This window comes from Microtetraspora niveoalba (assembly GCF_001570405.1).
Classification (GTDB): domain Bacteria; phylum Actinomycetota; class Actinomycetes; order Streptosporangiales; family Streptosporangiaceae; genus Microtetraspora; species Microtetraspora niveoalba.
Genome location: NZ_BBYM01000032.1, coordinates 32,883 through 53,915, shown reverse-complemented (window position 1 = coordinate 53,915; position 21,033 = coordinate 32,883). Strand labels below are relative to the sequence as shown.

General features: G+C 71.2%; 18 protein-coding genes. 11 read left to right on the top strand and 7 right to left on the bottom strand.

The window, feature by feature from the left end; translation table 11 throughout:
* The first annotated feature begins 8 nt into the window (after window positions 1-8).
* Genes AWQ70_RS28325 through AWQ70_RS28310 form a run of 4 tightly spaced genes read left to right on the top strand, consistent with a single transcriptional unit; the run spans window position 9 to window position 6,365 of the window.
* Window positions 9-1,325 (top strand): MFS transporter, encoded by a 1,317-nt coding sequence (locus AWQ70_RS28325; protein WP_067182430.1) that lies wholly within the window; start codon window positions 9-11, stop codon window positions 1,323-1,325.
* A 26-nt stretch (window positions 1,326-1,351) separates the two neighbouring features.
* Window positions 1,352-4,630 (top strand): non-ribosomal peptide synthetase, encoded by a 3,279-nt coding sequence (locus AWQ70_RS28320; protein ID WP_067182427.1) that lies wholly within the window; start codon window positions 1,352-1,354, stop codon window positions 4,628-4,630.
* A gap of 30 nt (window positions 4,631-4,660) precedes the next feature.
* The gene (locus AWQ70_RS28315) at window positions 4,661-5,566 is read left to right on the top strand and encodes an alpha/beta fold hydrolase (protein ID WP_067182424.1); all 906 of its coding nucleotides are present in this window, start codon (window positions 4,661-4,663) and stop codon (window positions 5,564-5,566) included.
* A 1-nt stretch (window position 5,567) separates the two neighbouring features.
* On the top strand, window positions 5,568-6,365 hold the full coding sequence (locus AWQ70_RS28310) for a thioesterase II family protein (protein WP_067182421.1): 798 nt from the start codon (window positions 5,568-5,570) through the stop codon (window positions 6,363-6,365).
* Window positions 6,366-6,380: 15 nt separating this feature from the next.
* On the opposite strand, the gene AWQ70_RS28305 is transcribed toward AWQ70_RS28310, so the two are convergent.
* The gene (locus AWQ70_RS28305) at window positions 6,381-6,860 is read right to left on the bottom strand and encodes an OsmC family protein (protein ID WP_067182418.1); all 480 of its coding nucleotides are present in this window, start codon (window positions 6,858-6,860) and stop codon (window positions 6,381-6,383) included.
* A gap of 80 nt (window positions 6,861-6,940) precedes the next feature.
* Window positions 6,941-7,306: a winged helix-turn-helix transcriptional regulator gene (locus tag AWQ70_RS28300; RefSeq protein ID WP_245647182.1), complete on the bottom strand. Its 366-nt coding sequence runs from the start codon at window positions 7,304-7,306 to the stop codon at window positions 6,941-6,943.
* A 108-nt stretch (window positions 7,307-7,414) separates the two neighbouring features.
* Here AWQ70_RS28300 and AWQ70_RS28295 point away from each other — a divergent pair, with 108 nt between their 5' ends.
* Window positions 7,415-8,893, top strand: coding sequence for an FAD-dependent monooxygenase (locus AWQ70_RS28295; protein ID WP_067182414.1), 1,479 nt, complete (start codon window positions 7,415-7,417; stop codon window positions 8,891-8,893).
* A gap of 200 nt (window positions 8,894-9,093) precedes the next feature.
* Here AWQ70_RS28295 and AWQ70_RS28290 read toward each other — a convergent pair whose 3' ends face one another.
* From AWQ70_RS28290 to AWQ70_RS28275, 4 genes are all read right to left on the bottom strand, one after another.
* A complete protein-coding gene (locus AWQ70_RS28290; protein ID WP_067182411.1) occupies window positions 9,094-10,068 on the bottom strand; it encodes an aldo/keto reductase in 975 nt (324 codons plus the stop codon).
* Entirely contained in the window at window positions 10,065-10,415 is a 351-nt protein-coding gene (locus tag AWQ70_RS28285; protein WP_067182408.1) for a MerR family transcriptional regulator, read from the bottom strand. The genes AWQ70_RS28290 and AWQ70_RS28285 overlap by 4 nt, the downstream gene beginning before the upstream one ends.
* Window positions 10,416-10,525: 110 nt before the next feature.
* Complete coding sequence (locus AWQ70_RS28280; RefSeq protein WP_067182405.1) at window positions 10,526-11,218, bottom strand: response regulator; 693 nt, start codon at window positions 11,216-11,218, stop codon at window positions 10,526-10,528.
* A complete protein-coding gene (locus tag AWQ70_RS28275; RefSeq protein WP_067182401.1) occupies window positions 11,215-12,372 on the bottom strand; it encodes a sensor histidine kinase in 1,158 nt (385 codons plus the stop codon). Before AWQ70_RS28275 ends, AWQ70_RS28280 begins: the two co-directional genes overlap by 4 nt.
* A 151-nt stretch (window positions 12,373-12,523) precedes the next feature.
* Here AWQ70_RS28275 and AWQ70_RS28270 point away from each other — a divergent pair, with 151 nt between their 5' ends.
* Window positions 12,524-13,132: a hypothetical protein gene (locus tag AWQ70_RS28270; protein ID WP_157530516.1), complete on the top strand. Its 609-nt coding sequence runs from the start codon at window positions 12,524-12,526 to the stop codon at window positions 13,130-13,132.
* A 76-nt stretch (window positions 13,133-13,208) separates the two neighbouring features.
* On the opposite strand, the gene AWQ70_RS28265 is transcribed toward AWQ70_RS28270, so the two are convergent.
* Window positions 13,209-13,985, bottom strand: coding sequence for an alpha/beta fold hydrolase (locus AWQ70_RS28265; RefSeq protein ID WP_067182394.1), 777 nt, complete (start codon window positions 13,983-13,985; stop codon window positions 13,209-13,211).
* A 57-nt stretch (window positions 13,986-14,042) separates the two neighbouring features.
* Here AWQ70_RS28265 and AWQ70_RS28260 point away from each other — a divergent pair, with 57 nt between their 5' ends.
* The 5 genes from AWQ70_RS28260 (at window position 14,043) to AWQ70_RS28240 (ending at window position 20,935) form a co-directional block, all read left to right on the top strand.
* A complete protein-coding gene (locus AWQ70_RS28260; RefSeq protein WP_067182391.1) occupies window positions 14,043-14,516 on the top strand; it encodes a MarR family winged helix-turn-helix transcriptional regulator in 474 nt (157 codons plus the stop codon).
* A gap of 323 nt (window positions 14,517-14,839) precedes the next feature.
* Complete coding sequence (locus AWQ70_RS28255) at window positions 14,840-16,666, top strand: glycoside hydrolase family 15 protein (protein ID WP_067182387.1); 1,827 nt, start codon at window positions 14,840-14,842, stop codon at window positions 16,664-16,666.
* On the top strand, window positions 16,663-18,027 hold the full coding sequence (locus AWQ70_RS28250) for a glucose-6-phosphate dehydrogenase (RefSeq protein ID WP_067182384.1): 1,365 nt from the start codon (window positions 16,663-16,665) through the stop codon (window positions 18,025-18,027). Before AWQ70_RS28255 ends, AWQ70_RS28250 begins: the two co-directional genes overlap by 4 nt.
* A 111-nt stretch (window positions 18,028-18,138) precedes the next feature.
* Window positions 18,139-19,938 (top strand): IlvD/Edd family dehydratase, encoded by a 1,800-nt coding sequence (locus AWQ70_RS28245; RefSeq protein ID WP_067182381.1) that lies wholly within the window; start codon window positions 18,139-18,141, stop codon window positions 19,936-19,938.
* Window positions 19,925-20,935, top strand: a complete 1,011-nt coding sequence (locus AWQ70_RS28240) for a C-terminal binding protein (RefSeq protein WP_067182379.1) — start codon at window positions 19,925-19,927, stop codon at window positions 20,933-20,935. The genes AWQ70_RS28245 and AWQ70_RS28240 overlap by 14 nt, the downstream gene beginning before the upstream one ends.
* The last annotated feature ends 98 nt before the right edge of the window (window positions 20,936-21,033 follow it).

Here is a 21,033-nt window from a genome sequence, read left to right as displayed (position 1 = left end):
AGGGCCGCATGTCCGAGGTGGTGAAGACTCCAGGCGCGTTACGCAACCCGGAGTTCCTGAAGTTCTGGATCGGCGAGACGGTCTCGCTGATGGGCGCGGAGCTGACACGCTTCGCGCTGCCGCTGGTGGCCGTGCTCAGCCTCAGCGCCTCGGCCTTCGAGGTCGGCGTCGTCAACGCGATGCGGTACGGGCCCATCGTCGTGGTGTCGCTGTTCGCGGGTGTCTGGCTGGACCGGCGCCGGCGCCGGCCGGTGCTGATCGCGAGCAACCTGGGCCGTGCGCTGTTCATCGCCCTGGTGCCGATCGCCGCGCTCTCGGGCTTCCTGTCGATCTGGCTGCTCTGCGTCGTCGCCGTCGCGATCGGCACGCTCACCGTCATCTTCGACGTCGGGTCGTTGTCGTTCGTGCCCAGCGTGGTCGACCGCTCGCAACTCGCCGACGCCAACGGCCGGCTGCAGACCTCCTTCTCGCTCGCGATGATCGCCGGGCCCAGCCTGGGCGGCCTCCTCGTCGGCCTGCTCACCGCGCCGGTGACGCTGACGGTCAACGCCGTCTCGTACCTGTTCTCGGTCGTGATGATCCGCTCGATGCGGGTCACCGAGCCCGAGCCCGAGCCGCCGGCCGAGCACGTGACCCTGCGCGACCGGATCGCCGAGGGCCTGCGGGCCGTGTACGGCAGCGCGGTGCTGCGCAACCTGCTCACCCAGTCGGCCACCTTCAACCTCGCGCAGAACGCGATGTTCACCGTCTTCGTGGTGTACGCGGTGCGGACCGTCGGGCTCAGCGCCAAACAACTGGGCCTGGTGCTCGGCATCGGGGCCTTCGGCTCGTTGTTCGGCGCGCTGACGGCCAACCGGGTGACCAAATCGCTCGGCCTCGGCCGTACCCTGCGGGCCGCGACGTTCACCGCCGCTCTGGCCCCGCTGCTGATCCTCACCGCCCGGGGAGACGGCATCCCGTCCGTCGCGGTCCTCACCGTGGCGCACGCGCTCGCCGGCTACATGCTCGTGATCTACAACGTCAACACGGTGACGCTGCGCCAGGTGGTGACCCCGAACCGGCTGCTCGGCCGGATGAACGCCAGCTACCGGATGGTCCTGTTCGGCACCATCCCGCTCGGGGCGCTGCTCGGCGGCGCGCTCGGCCAGTACCTCGGCCTGCGCCCCGCCATGGTGATCACGGTGTTGCTGCTGACCACGCCGATCGTGTGGACGTTCTTCTCACCCGTGTTCCGGTTGCCCGAGATGCCCACCGGCCCGGTGGACGACATCGCGGTGTTCACCGAGCCCCGACCTGAGACCGAGCCGGACACCGCGTCCGCCTGACCTATCCCACCCTCCAGGAGGTTGCGATGTTGAGCGAGACCCAGAGAGCCGCGCTGGCCGCCCGGCTGCGCAAAGGACGCGGCGCCACGGCCATTCCGCGGCGCAGCCCCGACCTCACCGAACTGCCGCTGTCGTACGGCCAGGAGCAGCTCTGGTTCATCGACCAGTTCGCCCCCGGCCTGCCGACGTACAACATCGCCGGCAGCCTCCGGATCACCGGCCCCCTCGACGCCGACGCGCTCGGCCGGGCCGTCGACGCGGTGGTCGCCCGGCACGAGACGTTGCGCACCCGCCTGATCTCCACCGAGGGGCGGCCGGTTCAGGTCGTCGACCCGCCGGAACCGACGGTGTGGACGGTGCTCGACCTGTCCGGGGCGGCTCCCGCCGAGCGCGAGGCGCGCTTCGCCAAGGAGGCGGTCTCCTACGGGCTGCTGCCGTTCGACCTGGCCAAGGGGCCGCTGTTCCGGATCCGGCTGGTCAGGCTGGACGAGCGGGAGCACGCCCTGCTGATCAATGTCCACCACAGCGTGTTCGACGGCTGGTCGTTCGCGGTGTTCTTCCGTGAGCTCGCCGAGTGCTACGACGCGGAGGTGGCCGGCCGGCCGGCCGACCTGCCGGAGATGCCGATCCAGTTCGCCGACTACGCGATCTGGGAGCGCGACCGGCTGGAGGGCGGCATCGACGAGCTGGTCTCCTACTGGAGCGAGAACCTGCGCGGCGTCGGGTCGGTGCAGATGCCCACCGACCGGCCCCGGCCGGTGCTCCAGTCGTTCGACGGCGACGTGGCCCGGCTGCCGATGGGCGCCGACGTCCTGGACGGGCTGCGCGCGCTGGCCCGCGGCGAGGGCACGACCATGTTCGTCACGCTGCTGACCCTGCTCCAGGTGCTGCTGCACCGCTACAGCGGCCAGGACGACATCGTCGTCGGTACGGCGAGCGCCAACCGGGGCCGGCCGGAGCTCGCGCCGCTGATCGGCTACCTGGTGAACACGCTGCCGATCCGCACCGACGTGTCCGGCGACCCGACCTTCCTCGAACTGCTGGCCCGGGTCAAGGAGACGACGCTCGCCGCGTACGCGCACCAGGACCTGCCGTTCCCCAAACTGGTCGAGGCGCTCAAGGTGGAGCGGGACGCCAGCCGGGCGCCGCTGTTCCAGATCGGCTTCACCATCGGGGAGGACCCCGACGGGCCGATCACGGCCGGCGGAGCCGTGATGCGGCCGGAGGCGGTCGACGCACCGACGGCCAAGTTCGACCTCAACTTCTTCATGCAGGCGCACGACGACCTCGTCGTGGAGATCGCGTACGCGACCGCGCTGTTCGAGGCGGCGACCGTGCACCGCCTGCTGGAGTCGCTCCGGGTGCTGATGGCCGGCGTGGTCGCCGATCCGGCGCGGCGGCTGTCGCAGCTCCCCGTCATGACCGAGGAGGACCTGCACCGCGAGCTGGTCGAGTGGAACTCCAACACGATGGAGTTCCCGACGATGTGCCTGCACGAGCTGTTCGAGGCGCAGGCCGCCCGGGTGCCCGACGCGCCGGCCGCCATCATGGGCGACGAGGTGCTGAGCTACGCCGAGCTGAACGCCCGCGCCAACCGGGCCGCCCGGCACCTGCGCGGGCTCGGTGTGGGGCCGGAGACGCTGGTCGGTGTGCACATGCGGCCGTCGCTGGAACGGCTCGTGGGCATTCTCGGCATCCTCAAGTCAGGCGGCGCCTACGTTCCGCTCGACCCCGAGTATCCGCAGGACCGGCTGCGCTTCATGCTCGAGGACGCGGCGGTCACCGTGGTGCTCGCCGACGCCGACGGTGAGGAGCCCATGCGCGCGCTGGGCGCCACGGCCGTCGTGCCGGAGCGGGACTGGTCGCTCGCGGCCGACGCCGACACCGACGACGGTGCGGCGGACGGCGCGGCCGGCCTCGGCGTGCCCGTCCAGCCGTCCAACGCGGCGTACGCGATCTACACGTCGGGCTCCACCGGCCGCCCGAAGGGGGTCGTCGTCGAGCACCGCAACGTGGTCAACTTCGTGCAGGGTATGGTGGTGCACTGGCCGCTGACCGAACACGACCGGTTCCTGCAGTTCGCGTCGCTCAACTTCGACGTGTCCGCGATGGACATGTTCCTCGCGGTCTGCTCCGGCGGTGCGGCCGTGTTCGGGGACCGGCAGACCCTGCTGTCCCCGCCCCGGCTGGCCGAGCTGATGCGCCGGCACCGGGTGACGTTCGCCTGTCTCCCGCCGGCGGTGCTCAACCTGCTGACCGGCGAGGAGTTCCCCGACCAGCGGGTGCTGATCTCGGCGGGCGAGGAGCTCTCCTCCGAGCTCGTACGCAAGTGGCTGCGGCCCGGACTGCGCATGTGCAACGGGTACGGCCCGACCGAGGTCACCATCGGCGCCACCATGATGGAGCTGCGGCCGGACGACATCTCGCCGCCGCCGATCGGCATGCCCAAGCCGAACTACCTGGCCTACGTCCTCGACGCGCACCTGAACCCGGTGCCGGTCGGCGTCGCGGGGGAGCTGCACCTCGGCGGCCCCGGGGTGGCGCGCGGCTACCTCAACCGTCCGGAGCTGACCGCCGAGAAGTTCGTCGAGGACCCGTTCGCGGGAGCGCCCGGCGCCCGGATGTACAAGACCGGCGACCTGGTACGGCGGCGCCCCGACGGCAACATCGTGTTCCTGGGCCGCATCGACGGGCAGGTCAAGATCCGCGGCCTGCGGGTCGAGCTCGGCGAGATCGAGACGGCGATGGCGGCGCACGAGGCGGTGGCGCAGGCCGTGGTGGTGGTCCGCGACGACCCCGCCGGTGACAAGCAGCTCGTCGGGTATGCCCGGCTCGAGCCGGACGGAGCCGGGGTGAGCGTGGCCGACCTGCGCCAGCACCTGTCCCAGCGGCTGCCCGCCTACATGGTGCCGGCGCACATCATGATGCTGGAGGAGTTCCCGCTCAACGCCAGCGGCAAGGTCGACCGTGCCGCGCTGCCCGAGCCCGACGCCGCCGGAACGGCCGCCGCCTTCGTCGCCCCGCGCACGCTCATCGAGACCGTGGTCGCCGACATGTACGCCACGCTGCTCAAGGTCGAGCAGGTCAGCGTCGAGGACAGCTTCTTCGACCTCGGCGGCAACTCGCTGCAGGCGATGCGCCTGATCGCCAAACTGCGCACCGAGCTGGCGGTGGACGCCGACGTCACCGCCATCTTCCTCGCCCCGACCCCGGGCCAGCTGACCGTGCTGCTGCGGGACAAGTTCGGCCTCGAGGACGTCGAACTGGGCGAGGACGGGCTGGCCGGCCTGGAGGGGCTGGAGTAGCCGGGACGCGGGCGGGGGAGAGGAGTCCGAATGTTGACCGACGCGCAACGCGCCGCCCTGGCCGCCCGGCTGCGCCAGGGCCGCCGGAACGGGCCCGCATCGCCGGCCGCGGGCCCGGCTGTGGGCTCGGCCGCGGGCCCAGTCGTGGATCTCGCCACGAGCGGGACGACGCCGGCGTTCCTGCTGCACGCCGTCGGCGGGTCGGTGTTCGAGTACGCCGCCCTCGCCCGCGAGCTCGCCACCGCGTTCCGCCTCTACGGTCTGGAGGCGGCCGGGCTGCGGCCGGGCACCCGGCCCGGGACGTCGCTGGCCGAGATGGCGGGCCGGTACGCCGATGCCGTACGGGCGGCCCAGCCGGCCGGGCCGTACCGGCTCATCGGATGGTCGATGGGCGGTGTCCTGGCGTTCGAGACCGCCCGGAGGCTCGAAGACGACGGCGCGGACGTCGGGCTGGTGGTGCTCATCGACGCCCCCTATCGCACCGTCCCGTCGTACGCCGAGCACGAGGAGGGCCTCGCCGCGCTGTTCGCCGCCGAGGTCATGCCGTCCGGCCGCGGGGCGGCCGCGGACCCCGGCGAGCCGGTCGAGGTGCAGCTCGACCGGCTCGCCGACGCCCTCACCGCGGACGGCGACGACCGCGCCGTGGTGCGCGAGGAGCTCGACCGCCGGTACGCCGTCTTCGTCGCGCACATCTCCGCGCTCGCGGGCTACCAGCCGGCCGCGTCGGTCGGCGCCGACGCCGTCCTGGTCGGCGCGGCCGGCACCCCCGACTCGGTGCCCGAATGGGCGGGGATGTTCCGCGGCCGGGTGCGCACCCTGTACACCGAGGCGGGGCACCACGCCTGCCTGCGCCCCCCGGCGGTCACCGAGATCGCCCGGCTCGTCCGCGCCGCCGAGGCGGAGTGGGGGCGCCCCGTCGACGTCCTGGGAGGATGAAGTGCTCGCCGGTCACCGTGAAAGCTGGTTCGTCGCCGATCGCGAAGGTGCGGGTGACCTGCCCCGCGTCTACTGCTTCGCCCACGCGGGCGGCAACGTCCGGACGTTCCTGCGCTGGCAGGCGGAGCTGGACGGGACGGCGCAGGTCACCGGCGTGGTCATGCCGGGCCGCGCGCACCGGTTCGAGGAGCCGCTGCCCGCCGGCATCGGCGAGTACGCCGACGGCGCCGCGGCGGCGATCGTCGAGGCGAGCGCGGGGCGGCCGTTCGTCCTCTTCGGTCACAGCCTGGGCGCGCTGGTGGCCTTCGAGGTGGCCCGGCGCCTGGCCGGGGCGGCCGAGCTGCGGCATCTGGTCGCGTCCGGGGCGTCGGCGCCGTCCCTGCTGCCGTCGGCCCGGGTCGTCGAGGCCGCCGCGCTGGAGGGGCGCGCGTTCGCCGAGGCCGTCGGATTCTTCGGCGGTCTCCCGCCGGAGATCCTGGCCAACGAGGAGCTGCACCACCTGCTGCTGCCGGTGGTGCAGGCCGACTTCCGGTTGGTGGCGCGGTACCGCTACCGGCCCGCCGCCCCGCTGCCGGTGGGCATCTCGCTGGTCAACGGGCTCGACGACCCGCACATCGGGGCGGCCGGTCTCGGTCCGTGGGAGGCGGAGACCGTACAGCCGGTGCGTCGGCACTGGTCACCGGGCGGTCACTTCTACTTCGAGGACCACCCCCGGGCGGTCACCGACGTGCTGCGGGAGCTGGTCGCCGGGGAGGTCGCCGCGCCGGCCTCGCCCGGCCACTCCGAGCTGATGATCTGACGGGTGTCGCGCCGGTCAGATCATCAGCGCGGCGGCGCTGACGACCGGCTCGCACCGGACCGGAAAGGCGACCGATTTGGCGATGTAGCAGTTTCGGTGGGCTTCGTCGTGCAGCCGGACGGCCTCGTCGGTCATCGCGGAATCGGTCACCGTGACCTGCGGGCGCAACACGACCTCGATGAAGCGTCCCCCGTCGGCATGGGTGGCCATGCTGCCGGTCGCCCGATCGAGGTAGGCGGTGACGACGACACCCGCGCGGGCGCACAGGGACAGGTACCACAGCATGTGGCACTGCGACAACGACGCGACGAGGAGCTGTTCGGGGTTCCACCGGGCCGGGTCGCCGCCGAACACGGGGTCGGAGCTGCCCGTGATGACGCCCGGGCCGTCGGCCGCGATCTCGACGTCGGGGCTGTAGTCGCGGGGGCCGCTGGTGCCGGTGCCGCGATCGCCGGTCCAGGTCACGATCGTCTCGTAGGTGTGCGGTCGCGCCACAGGTGGTCAACCTCCCCGGCATGGTGCGGATCTTCAGCCCATCGTCGCACGTCGCCCGGCGTCGCGGACCGGAATCCTCGTCATGGGCCGGCGTCGTGGGCCGCGCGCGCGGCGAGCAGCTCGGGCAGGTGCGCGCTGGTCCAGGCGCAGGCGGCGGCCAGGGGGTCGAACAGCGTACGGCCGAGGGAGGTGAGCGCGTACTCCACGCGAGGCGGGTTCTCGGCGTAGGCGGTGCGGGAGACCAGGCCGTCGCGCTCCATCGAGCGCAGCGACGCGGTCAGCGTCTTCGGCGTGATGTCCCGCAGCGGCACCAGGAGCTCCGAGAAGCGCCGGGGGCCTCCGGCGAGACAGGCGATGATCTTCACGGTCCACTTGCCGCCGATCTGGATCGGCGGTCTGACAGGGGCACATCCCGCGAACATGTCGGGATCCAGCGGCCGGGTCACCGGTCCATCGTAGGCGGGTATCGTTGCGGAAACCGGCACCCCCGGATCTACCGTCTGCGCAGCGGCCGGCGGCTTCACCGCCCGCCCCTGTCGAACGGAGCATCCGTGATGAACGTCGATGTGATCGTTGTCGGAGCCGGACCGACCGGGCTCCTGCTCGCCGCCGAGCTCGGCCTCGCCGGAGTGCGCGCCGTGGTCGTCGAACGGCTGGCGCGGCGCAGCGGACAGTCCAAGGCGCTCGGCATCCAGCCCCGCTCCGCGGAGGCGCTCGAACTGCGCGGCCTCCTGGAACCGCTCATGGACCGGGCCGTCCAGCGGGTGCCCGGCGGGCACTTCGCCGGGTTGCGGCTGGACTTCACCGCCTGGGACACCCGGCACCCGTACATGATCGGCATCCCCCAGGGGCGCGTCGAGGCGCTGCTCGAGGAACGGCTCGGCGAGCTGGGCGTCCAGGTCCTGCGCGGGCACGAGGTGACCGCACTGTCGCAGGATCCCGACGGGGTCGAGGCGACCCTGCTCGGCCCCGGGGGCGAGTCGCCGCTCTCGGCCCGGTTCCTGGTGGGCTGCGACGGCGGGCGCAGCACCGTCCGCGAGCTGCTCGGCATCGGCTTTCCCGGTCTGGACGGGAAGCTCTCCTCAGTGGTCTGCGACATCACGATCTCCGACCCGGACGGGGCCGTGTCGGAGACCTGGAACCTGCCCGTCATGACACCCGACAGGGCCGGCAAGGGCTACATCGCCCCCATCGGCGACGGTGTCCACCGGTTCCTGTTCTACGGGCCGGAGCAGCAGGGCCTCTCCCGGTACACCCCGATCACCGAGGAGGAGGTGGGCCGGGCCCTGCGCAACACGTTCGGTCCGGGGGTACGGCTCACCGGCATCCGGTGGGCCTCCCGGTTCACCGACGCCTCGCGGCAGGTCGAGCGGTACCGCCACGGGCGGGTCCTGCTCGCGGGAGACGCCGCGCACATCCACTCGCCCATGGGCGGGCAGGGCCTCAACCTCGGCCTGCAGGACGCGTTCAATCTGGGGTGGAAACTCGCGGCCGAGATCGGTGGGTGGGCGCACGAGGGCCTGCTCGACACCTACCACGCCGAGCGTCACCCGGTCGCCGCGCGTGTCCTCGCCAACACCCGCGCCCAGGCCGTCCTCCTCGTCCACGACGAGGAGAACCTCGCCCTGCGCGACATCGTCGACGAGCTTCTGCGGGTCCCGGAGGCCAACCGGATCGTCGCCGGGATGATCTCGGGGCTGGACATCCGCTACGATCTGCCCGGCCGCTGCCATCCCCTGCTGGGGCGCCACGTCCCCGACCTCGACCTGGTGACGCCGTACGGGCCCGACCGTGTGGCGCGGCTGCTGCGCGACGGCCGCGGCCTGCTGCTGACCACGGCCGACGAGGCGGTGTTCGCCGAGGCCGCCGAGCCGTGGTCGGTCAGGATCGGCCGGGCGCACGTGAAGGGCGAGCTCGGTGCGGACGCGGTGCTGGTACGGCCCGACGGCTATGTCGGCTGGGCCGGTTCCTCCGCCGACGTCGCCGGTCTCACCGACGCCTTGGCGCTGTGGGCGGGCGCGCTCATGCGGTGACAGGCCTGCTCGGCGCCGTGGGCATCATGTGGTGCGACGGTCAGAGGTCCGCGGGGGCGAGGGGGTTTCCGCGGCCGGTTCGATCATCCGCCGTGAAATCGCCGCGTGCGGTGTCGTGCGCCAGTGCTGGGAAGGCGCCGATCAGCGAGGATGCCTGGGGATCGGCCCCGGTGCCCGGTTGTCCGGGCACCGGTGCGCGCTCAGGCCTCGAGGGTGCTCATGTCCGCGTAGCGCGCGCCGCGCACCGCGTCGGCGGGTACGGCCGACTCCAGCGCGGCGAGCTGGTCCGGCGTCAGCGTGATGCCGGCGGCCGCGGCGTTCTCCTCCAGATAGCGGAGCCGCTTGGTGCCCGGGATCGGCACGATGTCGTCACCCTGCGCGAGCAGCCACGCCAGGGACAACTGCGCCGGGGTGATCCCGGCCGCCTCGGCGATCTTCCGGACCTCGGCGACCAGGGCGGCGTTGTGCGCGGCGTTCTCGCCCTGGTTACGCGGTGCCCACTTGCGGAAGTCGTCGTCGGGAAGCTGATCGGCAGGAGGGACGGTGCCGGTGAGGATGCCGCGGCTGATCGGGGAGTAGGCCACGAGCCCGACGCCCAACTCGCGCGCGGTGGGCAGGATCTCCTCCTCCAAACCCCGGGTGAACAGGGAGTACTCGCTCTGCAGGGCGGCGATCGGGTGGACGCCGTTCGCCCTGCGCAGCGTCTCCGCGTTCACCTCGGACAGGCCGAGGTGCCTGACCTTGCCCTGTCGTACGAGCTCGGACATGGCGCCGACGGACTCCTCGACGGGCACGTCGGGGTTGCGGCGGTGCATGTAGTACAGGTCGATGTGGTCGACGCCGAGCCGCCGGAGGGAGGCGTCGCACGCGGCCCTGATGTACTCGGGTGTGTTGTCGATGGAGCGGACGTTTCCGTCACGCCTGACGCCGAACTTGGTGGCCAGCACGACCTCGTCCCTGCGGTCCCCGACCGCCCGGCCGACGAGGTCCTCGTTGTGTCCGGTGCCGTACATGTCGGCTGTGTCCAGGAAGTTCATGCCCAGGTCGAGCGCCCGGTGGATGACGGCGATCGACTCCTTCTCGTCGGCCGGGCCGTAGAACTCCGACATGCCCATGCAGCCGAGGCCAAGTGCCGAGACCTCCAGGCCGCCCTTTCCGAGGGTCCGCTTGATCATGCTGTCTCCCGGTAAATCGTGATCTTGTAGTCCAGGGCCGACAGGTCCTGGGTGAGTTCGGCGATCCTGGCCGCGACCTTCTCGCGGTGCCGTTCCAGCATGCGGCGGCGCTCCTCGGCGGTGTGCGCGCCCGCGCGGAGCAACTGGGCATAGCGGCACATGTCGGCGATCGGCATGCCGGTGGAGCGCAACCTGGTGAGGAAGGCGAGCCACTCGAGGTCCTGCTCGTCGTAGTCGCGGTGCCCGCTGCCGTTCCTGCCGACGGTGTGGATGAGCCCGATCCGCTCGTAGTAGCGCAGCGTGTGCGCGCTCAGCCCCGACCTGCGTGCGGCCTCCTGGATCGTCATGTCTCCAGGGTCGCCCTTAGAGTGCGCTCGAAGTCAAACCGGCACGGCTCGGAGACCGCACGCCTGCGACCTGGCCCGGTGACGCATGGCGGTCCCGGCGCCGGTACGGGCTATCCCAGATCGGTGTCGGAGTGACGCGACCCGGGAGTGGCCAGGCCGGATTCGTACGCGAAGACCACGGCCTGGACACGGTCCCGCAGGCCCAGCTTGGTCAGGACCCGTCCCACATGGGTCTTGACCGTGGCCTCGCTGAGGAACAGCGCCTGCCCTATCTCGGCGTTCGACATGCCTCGGGCGAGGTGGGTGAGCACCTCGGTCTCCCTTCCGGTGAGGTCGGCCAGGCGGGAGTCGGGTCTGTGTCGCGCCGGTTGAAGGGCCACGAGCTTGTCGACCATGCGTGCGAGCACCGGCGGTGAGAGCATCGTCTCGCCCGCCGCGCATCGCCGTACGGCGTCGCATAGTTGGTCCGGTGGGGTGTCCTTGAGCAGGAACCCGGCGGAGCCGGCCCGCAGGGCGTCGTAGACGTGCTCGTCGAGGTCGAAGGTGGTCAGCATGACCACGCGGGTGTGTTCGGTCGTCGCGAGAATGCGCCGGGTCGCCTCGACTCCGTTGACGCCGGGCATGCGCACGTCCATGAAGACCACGTCCGGGTGGAGCCGCTGGGCGAGGAGTACCGCCTCGTCGCCGTCGGACGCCTGCCCGACGATCTCGATGTCCGGCTCCTCCGCGAGGATCGCCGCGAGCCCGCTCCTGGCGAGAGGGTGATCGTCCGCGATCAGCAGGGTGATCGTCGTGCGGGTCATAGCGGGCGCTCCTCGGCGGGGAACCGTGCGGTCACGGTGAACGCGGCGTCGTCCTGCAGGATGTCGAGTGATCCGCCGTGCAGCCCGACGCGCTCGCGCATTCCGGTGAGTCCTCTGCCGGCACGGAACGGGATCGATCCCCGGGACGGATCCGGGTTGGACACGGTGACCCTGGTGTCCGGGTCCGAATAGGCGATGGTCACCCGGGCCTGTCCCGTCCGACCATGACGCCGGGCGTTCGTCAGGGCTTCCTGTACGACGCGGTAGATCGACAGCTCCAAACCCGGGGCGAGCGAGGGGCGTTCGCCGACTTCGACGAACTCCACACCGGTGCCTGACTCGCGCGCCTCGTCGATCAACGTGGTGAGATCCGACAGGCCGGGCACCGGATGGTACTCGGCCGTCTCGTGCAGGACGTCGAGCAGACGACGCATTTCCATCAACGCTTCGCGGGCGCTGCGCCGGACCGTACGGGCATGCTCCTCGGCGGCCTGGGGGCGGGTGTGGACGAGGCGTTCGGCCGCACCCGCCTGCATGGCGATGATCGAGAGCGAATGCGCGACGACATCGTGCAGTTCCCTGGCGATGCGTGCCCGTTCGGTGGCGGCGGCCTCGGCGACGGACCGGGCGGCGTCCTCGTCCTTCCTGCGGGCCGCCTCCTCGGCCTGCGCCACCCGCATCCGGATGACCCGCCCCCCGGCCCAGCTACCGAAGCAGAAGAACGACAGCAGGGCGTAGTCACCGGGCCCGGGGGTGCCGGTGTAGTAGTCGAGATAGGTGGCCGCGACGATCGCGCCCGCTCCGACCGGGGCACTGCCCCATGCCAGCCAGGCCGGTCGCGCGTACAGGCCGCACGAGAACGTGGCGACGAGCAGCGCCGGGAACGGCGTGGCCCCGGGCTCCAACGTGGTCGCGAAGTACGCCCGCACCACCAGCGCGGCCGCGATCGCGAGCAGAGCCGGCACCGGAAACCCGCGGCGCAGCACCAGGGGTGCCGACACCACCAGGGCGAACAGCACCCGTACCGCGACAGGGCCGGGGCCGGGCAGAGCGACCGCCTCCACCAGCGCCCACACGCCGAGAAGCGCGGCGAGCCAGTAGTCCGACCGTGGGGGACGGGCCGGGACGTGTGCCAGCCGGGAGAGGGGATCCACGCGGCCACCGTAGCCGCCGCCGTCACCCGCGACGTCCCCCGCCGGACGTGGCCGGGGTCATCCTCAGGTCGCGCCGGCTCGAGCCGTGAGGATGAGATCCGCGCGCCGTGACGGCGATGTGCGCGACATCGCGTCCGAGGACGCTGGAGGCATGACTTCTCCAACCTCCGCTTCCGACTCCCCCGCTTCCCAGGATCCGGCGGGGAACCCTCGGGCACTGGCCCTGTGCTCCGCGGGAACGGCGATCGCCTCCCTCATCGCGGGCACGCTGCAGGTCGTGCACACCCCCTCCGGAGAGGAGACGGTGGTCGGGATCGAGCATCTGATGCTCGTCTGCCTCGCCGCGCTGATGCTCCTGCAGATCCCCATCGTCCTCGCGCTCGGCCGATCAGCGGGATCTCGGTGGGGGGCGCTCGTCGCCGCCGCGGGGATGATGCTGCTGACCGTGGTCACCACCGTTTCCAACGTCCGTGGACGCGATGCCTCCTTCTTCGCCGCGATCGCCATCCCGGCGAACCTGCTCTGGTTCGCCGGACTCGTCGCCGTCGCCGTCCACACGTACCGTCGGCGGTGCCTCCCCCTCGCGCTCGCCGTACTGCTTCCGCTGACCTGGGTGTTCACCCTTCCGCTGTCCAGCCTCGGCGGCGGCCTGCTCGCCGCCGCGTACTGGGGGGTGCTGGGGTGGATGTTGTGGACCCGCTCCCTGCCGCTCGCGGGATCCGCGGCGCCGATCGTGCCGGGCCAGAAGGCGTCGGCCTGAACTCTGTCGGTCAGCGGTGGCGGGTCGACGGCCGGATCTCCGTCCTTCGGCGTCCTGACCGCCGTCCACGGGGTGGTCACACGGTGCGGACGAAGGCCTCGAGGATGTCGTTGAAGACGTCCGGGCGCTCCATGTTGGGGTAGTGCGCGGTCCCGTCGATCGAGATCGCGCGGCCGTCGGCGACGGTGCCGGCGATACGTTCGGCCATGCCGATGTGGTCGGGGGAGTCGATGGCGCCGTTGACGGCCAGCACGGGCACGTCGATCCCGGCGACGCGGTCCCAGGTGTCGCGTACGGGGACGAGCGGGACGGCCTCTCCGGCGGTGTGCTTCGACATGGTGGCCCTGGCCATGCGGCGTAGGCGGCCGGTGACGTCGGGGTCGACATCGTCCAGGCTTCGGTGCGGGCCCGCGGCGAAGAGCATGAACCTCTCGATCGAGGCCTCCAGGTCACCGGCCGCCATTGCCGAGTGCCACGTGGCCAGGACCTGGGTGGTCCATGGGTCGGTGAAGTACGGCTCGCTGGTGCCGGCGCCGCTGACGACCAAAGCGCTGACCAGGTCCGGGTGCTCCAGCGCGGTGTCGACCGCGGTGCTCGCGCCCATGGAGACTCCCACCAGGATCGCGGGCCCGGTGTCCAGGTGGCGCAGCAGCGCGGCGAGGTCGTCGGTGAGCCGGTACGGCTCGGTGGAGTTGGCGGAGCGGCCGTGACCGCGGGCGTCGGGCGCGATGACGCGGTGGTGTGCGGCGAGGACCTTGATCTGGTCGTCCCACATGGTGTGGTCCAGGAAGCCGCCGTGCAGCAGGACGAGGGGCCGACCCGTGCCGGTGTCGAGCCAGTGCATGCCGTTCATGACAACCAGGGTGTCATTGTTTCACCATAATGACAACCTAGGTGTCATTATGGTGAGGTGAGTGAGAGTGAACGCAGTCTGGCGTCAGAAGAACTGGCCGATCGGCTCGCCGAGGTGTTCGACCTCGTGGGGCCGCTGTATCGACGTGCCTTCCGCAAGGTGGAGCAGGACGCGACCATCGAGGGGCTGTCGGTAGGGGTGCGGGCCGTGCTCACCATGCTCCGCGACCACGGGCCGATGACCGTCCCTCAGATGGGACGGGCCCTGGCGTTGAGTCGCCAGTTCGTCCAGCGCATGATCAACGACGCGGCCGCGCGCGGCCTGGTCGAGTTCGTCCCCAATCCGGCGCACAAGAGGTCCTCGCTCATCCGGCTGACCCGGGAGGGCCGGACCGCCATCACAGCCGTGGTCGACCGCGAGCGCGCGGTGCTCCGCCAGGTCGGCGGCGACCTGTCGGGTGCCGAGGTCGACGCCTGCATCCGGGTCCTCTCACGCCTGCTGCGGTCCCTCGACAACGTCGAAATCGAATGAGCCGGACGGCACGAGGAGCGGCGGTGGCCGCCGCCCAGCCCGGCGCGCGGCGTTCCGGCGGGAGGGCGGCGTTACATGGTGAGGCCGTGGGGTAGGCCTGTCATTGTCCGCGCTGTCAGGGGTGATGTGGCGCGCCCATGCCCGATGCGGAGTGTGGCATCGGGTCGCTCACCGGGGGTTGGGTCTCGATCAGCGCGGCACAGTCTGCCTGTTTTTCGGCGGCGCCGGCGGCCCTGATCTGCGCGTCGGATGCCCGCACGGTCCAGGGCGCCGCTCCGTGCGGCTCTCCGGCGGTGCGCCGTACGACAGAAGAGGAACGTGGCATGCTCGATCCCGATCCGTCATTCCGCCCGGTCCGCCGACGGGAGGGCTACCTGCCCCTGGAGGATCTCGGTCTCATCGGGGATGGCACAACCGCGGCACTGGTCGGCCTGGACGGCTCGATCCCATGGTTGTGCCTGCCTCGCTTCGACAGCGAACCATTGTTGTGCGGCCTGCTGGATCACGCGCGAGGCGGGCACTTCACCCTGACGGTGGAGGACCTGCAAGAGGCCCGGCAGCGCTACGAGCCCGACACCGCGGTGCTGGTGACCGAGTTGCGCAGCCCGACCGGCATGGTCAGGATCACCGACGCGCTGGCCCTGCGCGCCGGCGCGGACCTCACCGACGACGCCGGGGCGAGCCGGGCCGAACTCGTCCGCTCCGCCCGGGTTCTGGATGGGACCGTCCGTATGCGGGCGGAGCTGCGCCCCCGCGGTGGCGGACAGACCCGGCTCCTGGGCAGCGGCCTGGAAGTGCAGGCGTCCCGGCGGCCGGACCTGCGCCTGCATCTGCGTTCCAACCGTCCCCTGACCGGCCTGCACACCGTCCACGACCTGGAACAGGGCGATCGCCTCGATCTCGTGCTGTCCTGGGGCCGAATCCACCGCCACCGCCGGTTCGACCCCGAGGCCATGCTGCGCGAGACCGCCGAGGCGTGGCGCCGCTGGATGCGGAGCTGCAGCTACAGCGGCCCGGAAGAGCCGCTGGTCCGCCGCGCCGCGATCACGCTCAAGCTGTGCGACGACTGGGTCAACGGCTCGCTGGTCGCCGCCCCCACGTCCTCGTTGCCCGCGCCGATCGGCGGTGTACGCAACTGGGATTACCGCTACACCTGGATCCGGGACGCCGCCTTCGCCGTGTTCGCACTGCGCCGCATCGGCTTCGACGGCGAGGCCGACGCCTTCCTCGGCTGGGTCCTCGACGCCTTCGAACAGAGCCGCGGGCTGCGGATCATGTACAGCCTCCGCGGCGATCCCGTACCCGAGGAGATCCAGGACGCCGACCTGGAAGGCTATCGGCGTTCCGCTCCGGTGCGATGGGGCAACGGCGCGGCTGACCAGCGCCAGCACGACGTCTACGGTGAGGTGCTGGACTGCGCCGACCAGTGGCTGCGCTCCGGTGGTGAGATCCAGCCCGCGCTGTGGTCCGGCCTGGCGGAGCTGGCCGAGACCGCCGCGAGCGCGTGGCGGCACCCGGACCAGGGCATCTGGGAGATACGCAGCGCGGGCCGCGTCTTCACCTACTCGGCCGGAATGTGCCAGGTCGCCCTCGACCGGGCCGCGGAGATCGGTGAGCGGCTCGGCCTGCCCGGACAGGTCGCAACGTGGCGCGCCACCGCCGGCAAACTGCGTCAGCTCATCGTGGACCAGTCGTGGAACGAGGCCGCGCAGTCCCTGAGCGAACACCTCGACGGCGGCGGCGGGCTGGACGCCAGTCTGCTCGCGCTCCCGCTCCGGAAGGTCATCCCGGCCGATCATCCGCGGATGGTGGCCACAACCGCGGCCATCGCCGAACGTCTGTCCGCCGGCGACGGGCTGCTCTACCGCTACCTGCACGATCATTCGCCCGACGGCCTGCCCGGCGACGAGGGCGCCTTCATGTTGTGCAGCTTCTGGCTGGTCGAGAACCTTGCCCAGCAGGGCCGGATCGAACAGGCCGGGGAACTGTACGCCTCACTGTGCGGCCGGGCCAGCCCGCTCGGGCTGCTGCCGGAGCAGATCGACCCGTCGACGGGCACGTTCATGGGCAACTTTCCCCAGGCGTTCAGCCACATCGGAATCATCGCCGCCGGCGTTGGCCTCGCACGAGCGAAGGGGGGCACGACATGATCGACCGGCTCGTCATCTTCGGCGCCACCGGCGACCTCAACGCGCGCTACCTGTTGCCGGCGCTGGCCGCCCTGCGGGCGGCCGGGCATCTCGACGACCGCTTCCAGCTGACCTGCGTGGACCGGGCGGACTGGAGCGACGAGGGGTTCCGGCGCTGGGCGGCCGATCAGCTCGGCCGTCATGGCTTCTCCTCGCCTGCGGACGCCAGGAAGGCGATCGCGGAGCGCGCCCGCTACCTGCGGGCCGACGCCACGGACGTCACCGACGTCGCGTCGGCCATCGCCGGCGACGGTCCCGTCGCCGTCTACCTCGCCCTCCCTCCAGCGATCTTCCCGGGCACGGTGGCCGCCCTGCGCGGCGCGGACCTGGCACCGGGCAGCCTGATCGTGCTGGAAAAGCCGTTCGGTGAAGATCTGGACAGCGCTGTGGCGCTGAACCGGCTGCTGTCGGAGGTCGTGCCGGAGCAGGCGGTGTTCCGGGTCGACCACTTCCTGGCCATGACGACCGTCCAGAACGTGCTCGGCAGCCGGCTGGCCAACCGCGTGCTGGAGCCCATCTGGAACAGCGCGCACATCGCCGAGGTGGAGATCGTCTGGGACGAGTCCCTGACGCTGGAAGGCAGGGCGGGCTACTACGACGGCGTCGGAGCCCTCAAGGACATGGTGCAGAACCACCTGCTGCAGTTGCTGTGCCTGGTGGCCATGGAACCACCGCTCAGCCTCGGCGAGCGTGACCTGCGCGATCGGAAGATCGACGTGCTGCGCTCGGTGTGCCCTCTCACGGACGACGACGTCGTGCGCCGCACCCGCCGTGCCCGGTATCTGGCCGGTCGCATCGGCGACCGTGACGTTCCCGCCTATGCCAAGGAGGAGGGCGTGGACCCACGGCACCGTACCGAGACCTTCGCCGAGGTTGAGCTGGAACTCGAAAGCTGGCGCTGGTCCGGCACGACGTTCCGGCTCCGCAGCGGCAAAGCGCTCGGGGCCGACCGCAAAGAGGTCGCGGTACGTTTCCGGCCCGTACCCCACCTGCCCTTCGGCCGCGGCGAGCAGGCCCCGCCCAACGTGCTGCGCTTCGGTCTGGAGCCGGAAGGCATGACCCTGGCACTGACCGGCATCGGCCCCGGCGCCCGCACCCTCGCCCCGCTCACCCTCACCGCGCGGTTGGGGGGCCCCGACCTGCCTGCCTACGGCCGACTGCTGCTGGACGTCCTGCACGGCAACGCCGCCCTGTCCATCCGCGGTGACGAGGCCGAAGAGGCCTGGCGGGTCCTCGCACCTGTCATGTCGGCCTGGTCCACGGACCTGGTTCCGCTTCTTGAGTATCCGGCCGGATCGGACGGGCCTGCCCCGCGAACGTAGGTTGGGCGGTTGAGCTGTGGGTAGAGGGGCGCTGTGATGCGCGGGGACTCCTCCTACGCCACGGCAGCGCCCGGCCGGCGGGAGTCCTGGTAGGCCGGTGAGGAGTGTCTGATGCCATCGACGAAGCGCACCGCAGACGGCCTGCGCAGCCAGGCATGGTGGGACAACGCGGGCAATCCGGAGATGACGGCTCTGTATCTCGAGCGCTTTCTCAACTTCGGACTGACCCCGTCGGAGCTCCAGTCGGGCCGGCCGATCATCGGCATCGCACAAACAGGGAGCGACCTCGTTCCCTGCAACCGCCACCACCTCGCCCTCGCCGACCGGGTCAAGGACGGGATCCGCGACGGCGGTGGCATTCCATTCGAGTTTCCCGTCCATCCGCTGCAGGAGACCGGTAAACGCCCGACCGCCGCGCTGGATCGCAACCTCGCCTACCTCGGGCTGGTCGAGGTGCTCTACGGGTATCCACTCGACGGAGTCGTCCTGACGACAGGCTGCGACAAGACCACGCCCGCGTGCCTGACCGCGGCGGCGACGGTGAACATCCCGGCGATAGTCCTGTCCGGAGGGCCGATGCTCAACGGCTATCACCATGGCGAGCGGACAGGCTCATCAGGCTCGGGGCTGGTGATCTGGCAGTCGAAGCGGCTGCTCGCCGGCGGGCAGATCGACTACGACGAATTCATGGCGCGCGTGGCCGCCTCCGCGCCCAGCATCGGTCACTGCAACACGATGGGTACCGCGCTGTCGATGAACAGCCTGGCCGAGGCCTTGGGGATGTCCCTGCCGGGCTGCGCCGCGATCCCGGCCCCTTATCGCCGGCGAGGGCAGATGGCCTACGACACAGGCCGCCGGGCGGTGGCCCTCGTGCGTGAGGACCTCACCCCGCGCGAGATCATGACGCGGCAGGCTTTCGAGAACGCGATCGTGGTCGCCTCGGCCATCGCCGCCTCGACCAACGCGCCCATCCACATCAACGCCATCGCGCGTCACGTCGGGGTGCCGCTGTCCATGCAGGACTGGCAACGAGTCGGAGCCGACATCCCGGTACTGGCGAACGTCGCCCCCGCCGGTGAGTTCCTCGGCGAGGACTTCTACCGCGCCGGCGGCGTCCCCGCCATCATGCGGTCGTTGCTGACGGCAGGGCGCCTGCACGGCGACGCCGTGACCGTCTCCGGCCGCACCGTGGCCGAGAACCTGGCCGATGTTCCTCCCGCCGACCCGACCGTCATCCGTCCCTTCGACGAGCCTCTCGCCACGCGGGGCGGACTTCTCATCATGAGCGGCAACCTGTTCGACTCCGCGGTCATGAAGACCTCGGTCATCACCGACGACTTCCGCGCCCGCTACCTGCCACATCCCGGTGATCCGCAGGTGTTCGACCTTCGCGCCGTCGTCTTCGACGGGCCCGAGGACTACCACGCCCGCATCGAGGATCCCGAGCTGGGCATAGACGGGAACTGCATCCTCGTCATCCGCTACACCGGGCCGATCGGCTATCCGGGTTCGGCCGAGGTGGTGAACATGGAGGTGCCCGCCGCGCTGCTCCAGTTGGGCGTCACCGCGCTGCCCACGCTCGGTGACGGCCGCCAGAGCGGCACCTCGGACGCGCCGTCCATTCTCAACGCCAGCCCCGAGGCCGCGGTCGGCGGCAATCTCGCCATCCTGCGCACCGGCGACCGCATTCGCATCGACATGGACAACCAGCGTGTCGACGTCCTCCTGTCGGACGAGGAGATCGCCGCGCGGTGGACCCGATACACACCGCCGGTATTCGAAAACCAGACACCGTGGCAGGAGATCTACCGCTCCACGGTCGGACAGTTGGACACCGGAGGCTGCCTGGAGCTCGCGGTGTCGTACCAGGATCTCGTACGCACCAAGGGGATTCCCCGTGACTCGCACTGAGGCCAGAGGCACGATCCTGATCGCCGACTTCGACTTCGGCGATGTGGACATCGAGCGCGCGATCGCCGAGGGCGCCGGATTCGAGCTCCTCGCCGCACAGTGCAAGAGCGAGGACGAGGTGATCGAGAAGGGCCGGGACGTCGACGGCGTCCTGACCCAGTACGCGCGGGTCGGTTCCCGCGCCATCGACGCGTTCACCCGTTGCCGGGTGATCGCCCGCTACGGCACGGGCGTGGACATCGTCGACGTCGCCGCCGCCACCCGGCGGGGCATCCAGGTCACGAACGCCCCGAACGAGTGGTGCGCCGACGAGGTCGCCGATCACGCCGTCGCGCTCTGGCTCGCCGCCGCCCGCAAGATCTGCGTGTACGACCGGGCGACCCGGCAGGGCACGTGGCGGTGGCAGAGCGGAGAGCCGATCTGGCGGCTGAGGGGACGGGTGTTCGGGCTGCTGTCCTTCGGCTTCATCGCACGGCTGATCGCCGAGCGCGCGCGAGTGTTCGGTGTCGAGGTCTGGGCGCACGATCCGTTCCTCGACGAGTCCGAGATCCGATCATGCCAGGTGCGGCCGGTGTCCTTCGACGAGCTCGTGGAGGGTGCCGACTACCTGGTGATCCAGGCGCCGCTCACCCCGCAGACACACCACACCTTCGACCGTGCGACGTTCCGCCGGATGAAGCCGACCGCCATCCTCATCAACACCGGGCGCGGCCCGATAGTGGAGGATACGGCGATCTACCAGGCGCTCACCGAGGGATGGATCGCCGGCGCGGCGCTGGACGACCTTGAGGAGGAGCCCGCGAAGCAACGCGGCTGGCTCCCACGTAGCCCCCTCTTCACGCTGCCCAACGTGATCGTCACCCCCCACGCCGCCTACTACTCCGAGCAGGCCATCAGAACGGTGCGGCGCTTCGCCGCCGAAGAGGCGGTGCGGGTCCTGACCGGGCAACCGGCCCGTTGCCCGGTCAACGATGTGACGGCCGGCTCCCGTCCCTGAGTGACCGGCACCTCGAAGAGCCTGCGCAGCGGTGCGAGCCAACCCCCGCCGCGACGGGTCCGCAACGACCGCGCCGGCAGGCCGGTCGCCTTGCCGGC

Bases quoted from the DNA above. Each gene is read 5' to 3' on its own strand.
- AWQ70_RS28265 (WP_067182394.1), bottom strand. From the start codon at position 13,985: ATGAACGGCATGCACTGGCTCGACACCGGCACGGGTCGGCCCCTCGTC.
- AWQ70_RS28250 (WP_067182384.1), top strand. From the start codon at position 16,663: ATGATCGACCGGCTCGTCATCTTCGGCGCCACCGGCGACCTCAACGCG.
- AWQ70_RS28270 (WP_157530516.1), top strand. From the start codon at position 12,524: ATGACTTCTCCAACCTCCGCTTCCGACTCCCCCGCTTCCCAGGATCCG.
- AWQ70_RS28315 (WP_067182424.1), top strand. From the start codon at position 4,661: ATGTTGACCGACGCGCAACGCGCCGCCCTGGCCGCCCGGCTGCGCCAG.
- AWQ70_RS28285 (WP_067182408.1), bottom strand. From the start codon at position 10,415: ATGACGATCCAGGAGGCCGCACGCAGGTCGGGGCTGAGCGCGCACACG.
- AWQ70_RS28295 (WP_067182414.1), top strand. From the start codon at position 7,415: ATGAACGTCGATGTGATCGTTGTCGGAGCCGGACCGACCGGGCTCCTG.
- AWQ70_RS28280 (WP_067182405.1), bottom strand. From the start codon at position 11,218: ATGACCCGCACGACGATCACCCTGCTGATCGCGGACGATCACCCTCTC.
- AWQ70_RS28320 (WP_067182427.1), top strand. From the start codon at position 1,352: ATGTTGAGCGAGACCCAGAGAGCCGCGCTGGCCGCCCGGCTGCGCAAA.
- AWQ70_RS28245 (WP_067182381.1), top strand. From the start codon at position 18,139: ATGCCATCGACGAAGCGCACCGCAGACGGCCTGCGCAGCCAGGCATGG.
- AWQ70_RS28290 (WP_067182411.1), bottom strand. From the start codon at position 10,068: ATGATCAAGCGGACCCTCGGAAAGGGCGGCCTGGAGGTCTCGGCACTT.
- AWQ70_RS28255 (WP_067182387.1), top strand. From the start codon at position 14,840: ATGCTCGATCCCGATCCGTCATTCCGCCCGGTCCGCCGACGGGAGGGC.
- AWQ70_RS28325 (WP_067182430.1), top strand. From the start codon at position 9: ATGTCCGAGGTGGTGAAGACTCCAGGCGCGTTACGCAACCCGGAGTTC.